Origin of the sequence: Streptomyces sp. NPDC127114 (genome assembly GCF_042677525.1) — a bacterium.
In the GTDB taxonomy this organism is placed as follows: Bacteria; Actinomycetota; Actinomycetes; order Streptomycetales; family Streptomycetaceae; genus Streptomyces.
Genome location: NZ_JBHXTJ010000001.1, coordinates 189,899 through 203,053, shown reverse-complemented (window position 1 = coordinate 203,053; position 13,155 = coordinate 189,899). Strand labels below are relative to the sequence as shown.

Here is a 13,155-nt window from a genome sequence, read left to right as displayed (position 1 = left end):
CTGCATGGGGGATCACGACACCGTCCAGACGCGTCTCCGTACGGCCCTGAGCGCCGACGACCCGTGGACCGCGCTGTACGCACTGAACGGAGACCTGCCCGGCTGTCTCGCCGGGCCGGTCGAGGAGCTGTACCGATCGGACGCGGACCGGGCAGCCTTCGGTCGGCACCTCACCTGGCTCCTCGGGAGCATCGGCGAGCCCGGTGACGCGGTACTGCTGCGATTGCTCGCCGAGCCCGCGTTCGCTGCCGACGACCGCCAGGACCTGTTGAAGGCCGCCGTGGCGCGCGGGCTGCGCCTGCCCGCCGACGTGCTGCGCGCGTACGCGAGGGACGTTCCGGAGCCCGGCGCGGGCGGGAATCGCGCGGGTGGCCCGCCCGCCCCCGAGCTCGTCGAGGCCATGGGACTGTCCGGCGACCCGTCGTTCGCGCCGTACCTCGGCGCCCTCCTCGGGGACCCCGCCGCCCCCCGCGCCACTGCCGCGCTCGCGCTGGGCCGCCTCGGGGCCCGCGAGTGGACGGAACAGATCGCCGTGCGGCTGTCCGAGGTGACCGGGCTCGACCACACCGCGTTCGTCGTCGCCCTGGAGCTGATGGGCGACCCCGCCGCCGTACCGCACTTGCTGCGATGGCTGGCCGAGAGCGGCGAGGAGCGGGTGTACGACGTCCATCACGCCCTTGTGCGGATCACTGGACGTGATCCACTCCTGCCCGAGGGGTCGGGCGGGGCGGCCTACGCGGCGGCCGTGCGCGCCGCCTGGGCCGACGGCCGCACCGAGCGCGCTCCCGCAGTGGTGCGGGACCTGGTCATCGAGTCCGGTGCGCAGGCGCGGTTCTCCGTCGACGGGGGTGCCGGCCGGATCAGAATCGCCTTCGACCCGCCGTCGCCCGGCTCCTCCTGGCCCCGCTGGGACCGGTCCCTCACGTTCGACGGGAAGCCGCTGTACCGGGTCGGCTCGGTCTGCGACACCTGCGAGCTGAGCCTGAGACTGCTGGACTGGCCGGAAGACGAGGCGGCCCGGATCGCGGCCCGCATGCGCGGGCGGCTGGCCGGCCTGGACCGGCTCGACGCCGCGCTGCTCGCCGAATGGAGCCCCGTGCTCGGCGAGCTGGAGACGGGCCACTACCGCGCCCTGCTGCTCGATCTTCCCCTGGGGCAGGTGGCCGAGCCGGCCCGGTCGTGGTGGTACCACCGGGTTGCAGCCCGGGCGCAGGGGGACAGCGACGACTCCGACTACGACTCCAACTACGACTCCGAGTCCGCCTCCGACCGTCAGGAGGACTACTGGCCCGGCGTCGCCCACTACCAGCTCACCACGCCCGTTCCGGGCAGCCGGGTGCCGTTCACGTACGGCGCCGTCCTGCCCTCGCAGCCGCCGGAGGCGCTCGATCCCCTGACGATCGCCCGGCACGCCGGTGCGATCGCGGCGGGGGAGCGGCCCGCCGCCGTGCTCCTCGGCTGGATCGACGAGCGGTACGTGCAGGCACAGCACCAGGAGCGGTGGCTGGTCGGCGTGGTGCTGGACGGTCACCACCGGCTCGCCGCGTACGCGGCCGGCGGCGTCCCGGCCCGGGTGGTCCTGATCGCCCGCGCGGGCGAGGGCGGGATCGCGGACGGCGACCGTGAGGGACTGGCGGAGTTGGCCGCGGCATACGGCTGCGAGGACTGATCGCATCGCTGCAGCCCGCGGGCACGGCCCCGGGGGCAGGACGCGGTACAGCAGGATCCGGCTCGGCGTCCACTTCCCGTGGGACGCCGAGGACGGCCTCGTCCCGCCGAGAGCGGCCGTGTCGTGCGCGTCGCAGGGGGCACCGGTGATCGGGCGCGATCATGCCGGAGCCCGGCGGCCTCCGGCGCGCCGGAGTGCCGGCAGCAAGTCGTCGGAGAACCGTAGGGATGTCGATAAGGTGGCCCGCGGTGTGCGGGGAAGTCTGGTCGGCGAGCAAGGGACGAATCTCTGCGCGGATCGGGACCTGGGGCCATGACGTTCATCGCAGTTCGGCGCTCGGTCGCGCCGCGCGCTCCGCGGCGTGACCGCCGGCCCGGCCCTGGCGGCTTGCGCACGCCGGCGCGACCTCACCTGCAGCGAGCGGTCCGGCCGTCGGCCGTCGGGCGGCGGTCCGAGCCAACCCCACGCCCCCGTAGGCCCCGTGGATATTGCCGCCCTCGGGCACCCCAGCCCTCGGGCACCCCAGCCCTCGGGCACCCCAGCCCTCGGGCACCCCAGCCCTCGGGCACCCCAGCCCTCGGGCACCCCAGGCCTCGGGCCCCCGGCGCCAGAGCCCTCCGGCACCCCCGCCCTCCGGCACCCGAGGCCTTCGGCACGCCAGGCCTCCGGCACCCCAGGCCTCCGGCCCCTCGCCCTCCGGCACCCCACCCCACCAGGAGCAGCGCCATGTCCGCCCGTGATCTCGCCGAGCCCTACCCGCACGTCACCACCGACGACAGTGCCGTGGACGCGGTCCGGCTGCTCGCCGAGCACAACCTTCCCGCGCTGCTGGTCCTGGACGCCGACGGCGCTCCGTACGCCGCCGTGCCCGGCTCTCAGTTGGTCCGTCAACTGGTCCCCGCGTACGTGATGGAGGACCCGCTGCTCGCCCCGGTCATCGACGACCGGCACGCCGAAGCGGTCGTCGGGGAACTCGAGGGGCAGACGGTCTTCCAGTGGTTGCCTGCCCGCTCCTTCAGGCCGCCGTACGTGGGCCCGGACGCGGGCATGATGGAGATCGCGGCCGCCATGGCACGCACCCACGTTCCCCTGGTGGCGGTGGTCGAGCGGCACGGGAGCGCGACCCGCCTCCTGGGCGTCGTCTCGGCGGCGGGGCTGATGCGGCACCTGCTCGCGGCCGGAGGCCGGGCGTGAGCGACTGGCAGAGCTGGGCCGCGGTCGCCGTCTTCGCAGGCGTCTACGTCCTGATCATCACCGAGTGGGTCCACCGCGTCGCGGCGGCCCTCGGCGGTGCGGGCCTGATGCTCGCCATCCGCGCCACCGACGACGCCTCCGCCTTCCACTCCGACGAGACCGGCATCGACTGGAACGTCATCTTCCTGCTCATGGGCATGATGATGATCGTCGGCGTGCTCAGGCGGACCGGTCTCTTCGAGTACCTCGCCATCTGGTCGGTGAAGAGGGCCAGGGCCAGACCGTTCCGGGTGATGGCCATGCTGGTCGTCATCACCGGCCTGGCGTCCGCGTTGCTCGACAACGTCACCACCGTGCTGCTGGTGGCGCCGGTCACGCTCCTGGTGTGCGACCGGCTGAAGCTGCCGGCCATGCCGTTCCTCCTCGCCGAGGTCTTCGCGTCCAACATCGGCGGAACCGCCACGCTCGTCGGCGACCCGCCCAACATCATCATCGCCAGCCGGGCCGGCCTGACCTTCAACGACTTCCTGGTCCACCTCGCCCCCCTGTGCGCCGTGCTGATGGTCGTCCTGGTGCTGCTGTGCCGGGTGATGTTCGCGAAGTACTTCGTCCACGACGAGAAGCGCGCGGCGGAGGTGATGGAGCTGCGCGAGCGGGAGGCGATCACCGACCCCCGTCTCCTGGTGCTGGGCCTGGGCGTCCTCGCCGTCGTCGTCGCCGGGTTCGTCCTTCATCCCGTGCTCCACTACGAGCCCAGCGTGGTCGCCCTGCTCGGCGCCGGTCTGCTCGTCGCCGTCTCCAAGGTGGAGACCGGCGAGGTCCTCGGCGAGGTGGAGTGGCCCACCCTGGCCTTCTTCGCCGGCTTGTTCGTCATGGTCGGCGCGCTGATCGAGACCGGCGTCATCGGGGAGCTGGCCGGTTTTCTGGCGGACGCGATCGGCGGCGCGGAACTCGGCGGATCGATGCTGCTGCTCGGCGGCTCGGCCGTCCTGTCGGGCATCGTCGACAACATCCCGTACGTCGCCACGATGGCGCCGATCACCGGCGAGCTGGTCACCGGCACGGGCGGCGACCCCGACCACGTGATGTGGTGGGCCCTGGCGCTCGGCGCCGACCTCGGCGGCAACGCCACCGCCATCGGCGCCTCCGCCAACGTCGTCGTCCTCGGCATCGCCGAACGCAACCGCCGGCCCATCTCGTTCTGGCAGTTCACCAGGTACGGCCTCGTCGTCACCGCCGCCACGGTCGCCGTGTCCGCCCTCTACCTGTGGCTGCGCTACTTCGCCCTGGCCTGACACCGACGGAGGCCCGCCGCCGCTGCCGCGGGCAGCCAGGACCCGTCAGTCCGCGACGCGGACCGCGCGGGCCGGGCGGATGGCTGCGGCGCGGTGGGCCGGGCCCACGGTGGCGAGGAGCGAGGCCGCGAAGGTCGCCGCGGCCAGGCCGACGATGCTCGTCCACTCGACGGGGAACCCGCCTTCGAGCCCCTCGAAGGCGGCACTGTTGCGGTACATGAGCCAGGTGGTGAGGACGCCGAGCAGGGAGCCGAGGACGATGCCCTCCGAGGCGACGAAGGCACTCTCCCAGAGGAAGGAGCGGCGCACCGTGTGCGCCCGGAAGCCGAGGGCGCGCAGGATGCCGATGGTGCGCCGGCGTTCGCGTACGGCGCGGACCATGACCACGCCGAGGCCGGTGATGCCCACGCCGAGGCCCAGCGCGAGGAAGCCCTGCATGAGGCGGAAGAAGGCGGTGCTGGAGTCGAACTGGTGGCGGATCTCGGAGGCGATGGGCGTGGCGACCAGACTGGACGACAGCTGCTCGCCCTGCAGCTGGGTCGCCAGCGCGTCGGCGGAGGTCCCGGGGCTCGTGGCGACGAGGGCGGACGCGTTCTGGGCCTGGTCGCCGAACAGTCCGCGGATGCCCCGTTCTCCCATGACCACGGGGTAGGTAGTCGAACTGGCCCCGGTCCCCGGATAGAAGACCATCCCGTTGCTCAGCACGCCGGCGATGACCTTCTCTTCGGCGCGGCCGGTGCGCGGGTCGGTGACGGTGAGGGTGTCGCCGGGGTCGTAGTAGTCCCCGGCCGGGCCACCGGTGCTGCCGAAGAAGGCGTCCAGGACGACGTACCGGGGGTCGGTGGCCAGGGCGTGCCAGACCGCCGGGTCGTCCGCGAGTCCGGGCAGCCGCTCGCGGAAGGTGATGCCGGTGATCGCGCCGTCCGGCACGCCCACCGCGGCGACGTCCAGCGGCTGGGCGCTGCGGCGGCCCGGGTCGGTGGCCCGGCCGTTGGCGTTCAGCAGCGGCGTGACGGCGGAGATCCCGGCGGCCGAAGGGCCGCTGCGCAGGTCGGCGACGAGCTGATCGCCCGCGACCTGCGGGTTGTAGTCGAGCCGCAGGGAGTAGCCGGCCGTGGCGTCGCTGACGACGCCGTCGACGCCCGCGCGGAGGATGCCGGAGATCTCGGTCAGCAGGACGAGGACGAACACGATCAGCGTGTACATCACGAGCGTCGCGCCCGTGCGGAACCGCTTCGCCAGCGGATACGCGACGGCGAGCCGTGCCGCCAGCCCCGATTCCGACGGGCGGTCGAGCAGCCGCCGTACGGGGCGCAGCAGCGTCTTCTGGTTGTCGCTGACGAGGACCACCGCGGAGAAGGCCGCGAGGGCGCCCTGGATGACGTACACGGACATGGACGGCGTGTCGAAGATCCGAGGGCGCAGGACGGGCGCCAGGAGGGTCCAGGCCAGCACGGCACCCGCCACGAGCGAGGTCGCGGCGTGCCGGGACGTCACGCGCATCAGCGCGGGGACGGCGAAGGCGATCGCGAGCGTCGGCATGAGGTAGGTCCCCTCAGCCTGGCTGCGGGCCACCGCGGGGACGGCCGCGACCGCGAAGAGGACCGACAGGGCGCTGCACACGACCAGCAGCCGGCGGCGCGGCCGTCGGCCCGGTTCCGACGGCAGGTCGCGGATGGCGGCGATGATGTTGAACCTGCTGATGCGCACACTGGTGGCGACGATCGCGGCGAACGCGATGAGCAGGCCCATGGCCACCCCGTTCAGGATGCTCGTCGGGGTGACGGCGAACGCGATCCGCAGGCTGCTGCCGCCGACCGACCAGCCCTGGAAGATCTCCGCGGCCACCACGGCCACGCCCCAGCCGACGGCCACCCCGATGGCCACGCCCGGCAGGGCGGACAGCAGCGCGTACGCCGCCCCTTCCAGGGTGAACGAACCGACCAGCCGCGAGCGCTTCATGCCGATCGCCCGCACCATGCCCATCTGCGCCTTCCGCTCCTCACCGAGCATCACGAAGATGTTCACCAGGAGCAGGGCGCCGGCGATGATGCTGAAGCTGCCGATCATCAGGAACAGCGCGCCGAGCGAGTCCCCGGCCCGCTTGGCGTCCCGCAGCACCGTTTGCTTCGGGGTGTCGACCGCCACCTGGCCGGCGAGCGGGCCCAGGGCCTCGCGGATGTCCTCGGTCACGCGCGGAGTCAGGGCGTTGCCGCCTTCGACGCCGCCGCGGTTGGACACGAAGGTGACCGACAGCGGTTCCGCCCCGGCCGCCCGGGCCGCGGCGTCCAGGGTGCCCGGCGCCAGGAAGACGTCGCGGTTCAGCCTGCCGCCGAGGCCCACACCCGCCAGACCCTGCTCCGGAACCACACGGTCCACCCGGAACGTGTGCGGGGACCCGAACAGGTAGAGCGTGACCGACTCCCCGGATCCGACCCGCAGGGACTGCGCCAGCGGCTCATTGAGCACGACCTCGCCGGGCCCCGGGGCCGGTCCGGCGAGACCGGAGGCCCCGTTCGGGGCGCCGAAGCGGGAGGCGTCGTCGAAGTCCATCTGCCACGCCAGGACGCGCGGTTCCGCGCCCGGACGGCCGTCGCCACGGCTGACGGCCGACGCCTGGGCGGCCCGGGCGTCGAGCACGCCGTCGACGTCGGGGTCGTCCGCCAGGGAGGCGAGCCGTTCGGCGACGGTGCGTCCGGCCGGGCCGGGCGGCGCGACGACACGCTCGTCCACCGGCCCCAGAGTGCGGTAGGCCTCCTGCCGCACCGAGAAGTCGAGCGTGTCACCGACCACCAGGGCACCGATGATGATGGCGGTGCCGAGGACGGATCCGCCGGTCACCAGTGCGGCCTCGGTGCGCCGCCGGGCGAGCTGACGGAAGGCCAGACGGCGCGAGACCGGCTGCCGGACCGCCACCCAGGCGAGCACCACGAGGACGAGCGCCAGGGCGACCAGCAGCGGGAGCAGGAGGTTCGGGTACATCGTCAGCCCCGGGTGGCGTCGGTGACCGTGCCCGGGCCCGGGACGACCTGTCGCAGGTCGTCGACCAGCCGCCCGTCACGCATGCTGATCAGCCGCGGGACGCGGGCCCCGATGGCACTGTCATGGGTGACCAGGACGATCGTCTGGCCCTCGTCCCGGTTGAGGTCGCACAGCAGGTCCATGACCTGGTCGGCCATCGCGCTGTCGAGGTTGCCCGTCGGCTCGTCCGCCCACACGACGGCCGGCCGGCCGGCGAGGGCCCGCGCGATGGTCACCCGCTGCTGCTCGCCGCCGGACAGCTCGCTGGGCCGGTGCTCCACGCGGTGGGCGAGGCCGACGCGGTCGAGCATGGCCAGTGCCCTGCTCCGCGCCTCGCGCGGCCGGGTGCCCACGAGCAGCAGGGGCAGTTCGACGTTCTCCGCCGCCGAGAAGACGGGGATGAGGTTGAACGACTGGAAGACGAAGCCCATCGTCCGGGCCCGGTGCTCCGTGCGCTCGGCGTCCGACATCGCGAAGAGGTCGCGGCCGTCGATCTCCACCCGGCCGCCGTCGATGTCGTCGAGCCCGGACAGGCAGTTCAGCAGGGTCGTCTTGCCAGAACCGGACGGGCCCATGACGCCCACCAGCTCTCCGTGGCGCACGGCGAGGTCCAGGTCGTCCAGGGCGGTGACCGCCACCGAGCCCGTCCGGTAGATCTTGCGGACTCCCGTGGCGACCAGGAGGGGCAGGTCGCTGTTCATGCCTTCCATCCGAAACCCCGGAGGCGACCCGCGGCTACGGCCGTCCAGGCCCCGGCGATGGTCCGAACGGCCCAATCCGGTTCCGCGGGGCACCCCGCGCGTCCTCCGGGACCGCCCGACGACCGCGGCAGGCCCGGCCGGTCCGCGCGACGAACCGAACGCACGCGCCCATACTGAGGAGGACGGCAGCGGTCCCGGGGTGCGTACGGACGGGAATCGCGGTGGCGATGCAGCAGGTGCCCTTCGACGAAGTGACCACCGGTGCGGCGAGGGACGCCGGCGGGTGGCTGGGAGCCCTGCCGGTGGCCGTGGTCGCCACCAGCGCGGACGGGGCGATCGTCCGCTGGGACCACGCGGCGGAGGACCTGCTCGGCTACACCCCGCACGAGGTGCTCGGCCTGCACATCGCCGACCTGCTCCATCCGGGTGCGGACCGGAGTCTCGGCCGGTCGCTGTGGGAAGGGGCGGCCACCGGACGCGGCGTGATGGGCATGGTGACCGCCTGGCACAAGGACGGACGCCCGCTGGACCTGGAGATCTGGGCGTGTCCCGTCCCGGCCCGGCACCGGGGCGGCACGACGGTGCTGGTCTTCGCGGCGCAGGCGGAGGCCGCGCGGCGGATCCGCGGCTCGTCGGCGGTGTGGGACGGGCTGTTCGACCGCTCCCCGGTCGGCATCGCCATCCTCGACACCCAGCTGCGGTTCCTCCGCGTCAACCCGGCACTGGAGGCCATGAACGGTCTTCCCCAGGCCGCCCACATCGGGCGCCGGCTCGTCGAGATCCTGCCCGACGTCAACGCCGCCGAGATGGAGCGCGCCATGCGCCGGGCACTCGACGAGGGAAGGCCCGTCCTCGACTCGCGCCGTACGGGCCGCACGCCGGCCGACCCGGACCACGACCACGTGTGGTCCGGGTCGTACGTCCGGCTGCAGGACACCGACGGACGCCCCATCGGGGTGGCCGCCACCCTGATCGACATCACCGCCAAGGAACAGGCGCAGCTCGAGGCCGAGGCGGGCCGGCGCCACCTCGCCCTGGTCAACGAGGCCACGCTCAAGATCGGCACCAGTCTGGACCTGGAACGCACCGCACAGGAACTCGCCGACGTCGCCGTTCCCGACCTGGCGGACGCCGTCACCGTCGACGTCCTCGACAGCCTCGCCGCCGGCGGCGAGCTCGGCACCGGCCTGGTCGGCGGCGCCGTACTGCGCCGACTGGCCAAGGCGCCGCTCGCCGGATCCCCCGTCACCAACGTCCTCGCCCCGCTCGGACGCACGCTCGCCTTCCCGGCCGGCACGCCCTACGTCCGGGCGCTCGGCGCACACCGCCCGTTCGTGCTCGCCCGGTTCGACGAGCAGGCCATCGCCCCGGCGGCCGGCCACTCCGCCGCGCCCGCGGAGCTGCTCCGGCGGGGAGTGCACTCGTTCATGATGGTCCCGCTGCTCGCCCGGGGCGTGGTGCTCGGCCTCGCCACCTTCTACCGCACCCGCCCCGTCGGCCCCTTCACCGACAGCGAGGTCGCCCTCGCCGGCGACCTGGCGGCCCGTGCCGCCGTCTGCGTGGACAACGCCCGCCTCTACCGCCGCGAGCACGACACCGCCGCCGTGCTGCAGCGCAGCATGCTGCCGCAGCACATCACCCCGCCGCCGGGGATCGAGGTCGCCCACCGGTACCTGCCCGCCAGCGACGTCAACGAGGTCGGTGGCGACTGGTACGACGTCATCGCCCTGGAGGACGGCAGGGCCGCGCTCGTCATCGGCGACGTGATGGGGCACGGCATCGCGGCAGCCGCGGTGATGGGCCGGCTCTCCGCGAGCGTCAGGGCCCTCGCCCGGCTCGACCTGTCACCCGAGGAGCTGCTGTACCAGCTGGAGGCCGCCCTGCACGACCTCGCCGAACCGATGCTCGCGACCTTCCTCTCCGTCGTCGTCGACCCGGCCACCGGTCACTGCCGCATCACCCGCGCGGGTCACCCGCCCCCCGCGACCGTCGCCCCCGACGGCACGGTCCGCCTCCTCGACGTGCCGGCGGGACTGCCGCTGGGCGTCGGCGGCGTCCGCTTCACGACCACCGACTTCACCCTGCCTCCCGGCAGCCTCCTCGTCCTGTACACCGACGGCCTCGTCGAAGCCCGCAGCAGCGACATCGACGCGCGCCTCGGCGAACTGACCGACCTGCTCGCCGAGCCCGGCCCGTCCCTGCCCGCCCTCTGCGACCGGCTGCTCACCCACCTCGTCCCGGCCTCCGCCGACGACGACATCGCCCTCCTCGTCGCCCGCATCAGCGGCACGGCCTGAGCGCCGGGTCCGCCGCGCGGCCGTCAAGGTCAGTCGTGCGGGACGACGGCGACCGGCGCCCGGCTGTGGTGCAGCACCGAGTGCGTGACGCTGCCGATGTGCGCGCCCAACGTGGACCCCCGGGTGCGCCTGCCGACCACGACGAGCGCCGCGTCGTCGGAGGACTGCACCAGCTCCACCCCGGCCGATCCGACCACCACGCGCCCGGCCGCGGGCACGGCGGGGTACTTCTCCCGCCAGGGCCGGAGGATCTCGTCGAGCGAACGCTCGACCGCCGGGGCCACGGCGGGTCGGACGTCCGGGACCATGGCGGGCCCGAGGGCGCCGTAGAGCGGGAGCTGCTGGGCGTAGACGGCCTTCACGTCGGTGCTCCGCCGGGCCGCCTCCTCGAACGCGAACTCCAGGACGGCGTCCGCGGGCTCCTCCGCGTCGACCCCCACGGTGACCCGTCCGCGCGGGAAGGCGGTGCCGAGGGTGCGTACGAGCACGACGGGCCGCCCGACGGCCCCGGCCACCGACAGGCCGACCGAGCCGACCAGATAGCCGGCCACGCCGCCCAGCGCGCGTGATCCCAGGACCAGCAGGTCACCCGTGTCGGCGGCGGCGACCAGGCCCGGAACGGGACCCGAGGTCAGCACCCGGGTGGTCACCGACAGTCCGGGACACGCGTCACGCAGCCGCCCGGCGGTCCGCGCGAGCAGTTCCTCGGCCCAGGCCTCGTCAGGATCCGGCCACGGCTCCCTCGCGTGGACCAGATGGACGCCGGTGCCGCGCAGCACCGCCTCGTTCGCCGCCCACTCGGCGGCGGCGTACGCCTGGTCCGTGCCGTCGACGCCGACCACGATGCCCTGCGTCATGATCGTCCACCTCCTGCTGTGCTGTCGTCGCTCTCCATGAGACGCGCCGCCTCCACGCCGGTCCAGTCGGGACGGGTCCGACGGCGAGGGCCGGGCGGTCGTCCTCAGTGGATCCCACCCTGATGTGCGGACCTTCCCCGCGGCAGTGCCGAACGGTCCCCTTCCGGGACCGTTCGCCCCCGCGAGAGGCCGGTCCGTTCGCGTCGGACCCGGTCGGGACCGGGATCGCTTCGGCTTACCCGGTCGGGACCGGGCCGGGCCCGACCGGCCCCACCCGGGCGGGCGCCCGGTGACAGCGTGACAGGGAGCCACCTCGTACCCGGAAGGCGGTGAGGACGATGGAATCGCCCGTGGTGACAGGCCCCGTGGTGACGGACCCCGTGGCGGCGAGCCCCGTGGTCGTGGGCGTCGACGGTTCCGACGCCGGTCTCGCGGCCCTCGACTGGGCGGTCGACGAAGCGATGCGGCACGGACGTCCGCTGCGGATCGTGTACGCCTCGCTCTGGGAACGGTACGAGGGCGTCGCATCGGCCCCGAGCACCGACCGGCCCTCCGAACAGGTCCTCGCCGAGGACATCGTCGGCACGGCCGTGGAACGCGCCCGGCGCCGTGCACCCGGCCTCGCCCTCACCGCGGACGTCCTCGCCGAGGACGCCTCCCGCGCGCTGCTCCGCGAAGGCCAGGAAGCCCTGCTGCTGGTCGTCGGGTCCCGCGGGCGGGGAGAGCCGGCCGACCTGCTCCTCGGATCCGTCGGTCTCATGGTGGCCGCCCGGGCCCCAGGCCCGGCCGTCGTCGTCCGTGGCGACCGGCACGCGCTGGAGGCGCGCCACCAGCGTGTCCTTCTCGGCGTCGGCGACCACGACGTGGACTCGCCGGCCGTCCGCTTCGCCTTTCGCGAGGCGGCGGTCCGGAACGCGGAACTCGACGTCGTGTCCACCTGGCGGCGGCCCGCCCACGCGCCGGCCGGTCACCCGCTCCTGGCCGGTGAGCCCGGCGCGTACCTCGAGCACCGCGCCTCCGCGCTCCTGGACAAGGCACTCGATCCGCTCGCGCGGGAGTACCCCCGGGTACGGCTGCGCAGGAGCACGGTCGAGGGTCCCGCCCACCGCGTGCTGACCGAGCGCTCCGCCGCCGCCGACCTGCTGGTCGTCGGGGCGCGACGCCGGGGCCGTCTCGTCGGCCTGGAACTGGGCAGGGTCGCGCACCGGGCGCTGCACCACGCCTCGTGCCCGGTCGCCGTCGTCCCGCAGCACCTTCCCGCCCTTACGGAGGGAGACCAGTGATGAACGCCGCCGTCCGGCACCACATGAGCGACCTCGGCCGCCGCGTCGAGGCCCGGCGCACCCACCTCGGCCTGTCCCGCGAGGAGGTGGCCGAGCGATCCGGATCCACGCCCGGCTACATCGGCCTCCTGGAGGAGCAGTTGCCCAGCCCGGGGATCGAGTTCCTGGTCCGGCTCGCGAACGCGCTGGAGACCACCGTCCAGGACCTGACCGGGTACGCCGCGGACATCGCCCCGGGAGCGGGGCGCGCCGGCCGTCACGCCACGATGGCGGGCATCGACGAGGCGGAGTGCCGGCGGCTGCTCGACGACCACGGCGTCGGCCGGGTCGCCGTCGTGGGGGACGACGGGCCGGAGATCTTCCCCGTGAACTACCAGGTGGTGGGCAGGGAGGTGCTGTTCATGACGGCGGCGGACACGCCGCTCGCGAAGGCGGCGTCCGCCGGCGCGACGATCGCCTTCGAACAGGACCGCGTGGACGAGGCCTTCAGCCAGGGCTGGAGCGTCCTTCTGGTCGGCCCCGCGCACGGGGTGTCGGACCCGGCCACGGCCCGGACGCTCAGAGAAGCCGTCTACTCGACGCCGTGGGCAGGTGACGGGCGGGACGTCCTCGTCGTGCTCACCCCGCACCGGGTGACCGGCCGCCGGATCCGGGCGCAGGGCGCTCCGGGGGGAGCGGGGGACGGGGACGGGGCCGGGACCGGTCGCTGACGGGCGCCGGGACCGGTCACCGATGAGCACGGGACCGGCCCCTGACGCGCTGCGGCGGCGGAGGTGAGGGCCGGGCAGGCCACGACCCGGGACCGACCGGTCCCGGCACGTACGGACCGACCGGCCCC

Annotated in this window: 9 protein-coding genes; 6 read left to right on the top strand and 3 right to left on the bottom strand. The window is 74.1% G+C overall.

Annotated elements, in window-relative coordinates; genetic code table 11:
• Nucleotides 1–4 precede the first annotated feature (4 nt).
• The 3 genes from ACFVGS_RS00870 to ACFVGS_RS00860 all read left to right on the top strand — a co-directional run bounded on the left by ACFVGS_RS00870 (nt 5) and on the right by ACFVGS_RS00860 (nt 4,158).
• Nucleotides 5–1,669 (top strand): hypothetical protein, encoded by a 1,665-nt coding sequence (locus ACFVGS_RS00870; protein ID WP_385689034.1) that lies wholly within the window; start codon nt 5–7, stop codon nt 1,667–1,669.
• 726 nt (nt 1,670–2,395) lie between these two features.
• On the top strand, nt 2,396–2,863 hold the full coding sequence (locus ACFVGS_RS00865) for a CBS domain-containing protein (protein WP_385689031.1): 468 nt from the start codon (nt 2,396–2,398) through the stop codon (nt 2,861–2,863).
• Complete coding sequence (locus tag ACFVGS_RS00860) at nt 2,860–4,158, top strand: SLC13 family permease (RefSeq protein WP_385689029.1); 1,299 nt, start codon at nt 2,860–2,862, stop codon at nt 4,156–4,158. Before ACFVGS_RS00865 ends, ACFVGS_RS00860 begins: the two co-directional genes overlap by 4 nt.
• A 45-nt stretch (nt 4,159–4,203) precedes the next feature.
• On the opposite strand, the gene ACFVGS_RS00855 is transcribed toward ACFVGS_RS00860, so the two are convergent.
• Together ACFVGS_RS00855 and ACFVGS_RS00850 are read right to left on the bottom strand one after the other, a co-directional pair.
• Nucleotides 4,204–7,140 (bottom strand): ABC transporter permease, encoded by a 2,937-nt coding sequence (locus ACFVGS_RS00855; protein ID WP_385689026.1) that lies wholly within the window; start codon nt 7,138–7,140, stop codon nt 4,204–4,206.
• A gap of 2 nt (nt 7,141–7,142) precedes the next feature.
• A complete protein-coding gene (locus tag ACFVGS_RS00850) occupies nt 7,143–7,880 on the bottom strand; it encodes an ABC transporter ATP-binding protein (protein WP_385689023.1) in 738 nt (245 codons plus the stop codon).
• A 227-nt stretch (nt 7,881–8,107) separates the two neighbouring features.
• Between ACFVGS_RS00850 and ACFVGS_RS00845 the strand changes: the two genes are divergently transcribed.
• Nucleotides 8,108–10,177 (top strand): SpoIIE family protein phosphatase, encoded by a 2,070-nt coding sequence (locus ACFVGS_RS00845; RefSeq protein ID WP_385689505.1) that lies wholly within the window; start codon nt 8,108–8,110, stop codon nt 10,175–10,177.
• A gap of 29 nt (nt 10,178–10,206) precedes the next feature.
• Here ACFVGS_RS00845 and ACFVGS_RS00840 read toward each other — a convergent pair whose 3' ends face one another.
• Nucleotides 10,207–11,034 (bottom strand): universal stress protein, encoded by an 828-nt coding sequence (locus ACFVGS_RS00840; RefSeq protein WP_385689020.1) that lies wholly within the window; start codon nt 11,032–11,034, stop codon nt 10,207–10,209.
• Nucleotides 11,035–11,384: 350 nt separating this feature from the next.
• Between ACFVGS_RS00840 and ACFVGS_RS00835 the strand changes: the two genes are divergently transcribed.
• Both ACFVGS_RS00835 and ACFVGS_RS00830 read left to right on the top strand, forming a co-directional pair.
• Nucleotides 11,385–12,317 carry a universal stress protein gene (locus tag ACFVGS_RS00835; RefSeq protein WP_385689017.1) on the top strand — a complete coding sequence of 311 codons (933 nt, stop codon included), beginning with the start codon at nt 11,385–11,387 and terminating at the stop codon, nt 12,315–12,317.
• Nucleotides 12,317–13,027, top strand: a complete 711-nt coding sequence (locus ACFVGS_RS00830) for a helix-turn-helix domain-containing protein (protein WP_385689014.1) — start codon at nt 12,317–12,319, stop codon at nt 13,025–13,027. Before ACFVGS_RS00835 ends, ACFVGS_RS00830 begins: the two co-directional genes overlap by 1 nt.
• Nucleotides 13,028–13,155: the final 128 nt, after the last annotated feature.

Excerpts from the sequence above, each read along its gene's own strand:
- ACFVGS_RS00845 (WP_385689505.1), top strand. The coding sequence starts at position 8,108 with ATGCAGCAGGTGCCCTTCGACGAAGTGACCACCGGTGCGGCGAGGGAC.
- ACFVGS_RS00830 (WP_385689014.1), top strand. The coding sequence starts at position 12,317 with ATGAACGCCGCCGTCCGGCACCACATGAGCGACCTCGGCCGCCGCGTC.
- ACFVGS_RS00865 (WP_385689031.1), top strand. The coding sequence starts at position 2,396 with ATGTCCGCCCGTGATCTCGCCGAGCCCTACCCGCACGTCACCACCGAC.
- ACFVGS_RS00840 (WP_385689020.1), bottom strand. The coding sequence starts at position 11,034 with ATGACGCAGGGCATCGTGGTCGGCGTCGACGGCACGGACCAGGCGTAC.
- ACFVGS_RS00855 (WP_385689026.1), bottom strand. The coding sequence starts at position 7,140 with ATGTACCCGAACCTCCTGCTCCCGCTGCTGGTCGCCCTGGCGCTCGTC.
- ACFVGS_RS00850 (WP_385689023.1), bottom strand. The coding sequence starts at position 7,880 with ATGAACAGCGACCTGCCCCTCCTGGTCGCCACGGGAGTCCGCAAGATC.
- ACFVGS_RS00870 (WP_385689034.1), top strand. The coding sequence starts at position 5 with ATGGGGGATCACGACACCGTCCAGACGCGTCTCCGTACGGCCCTGAGC.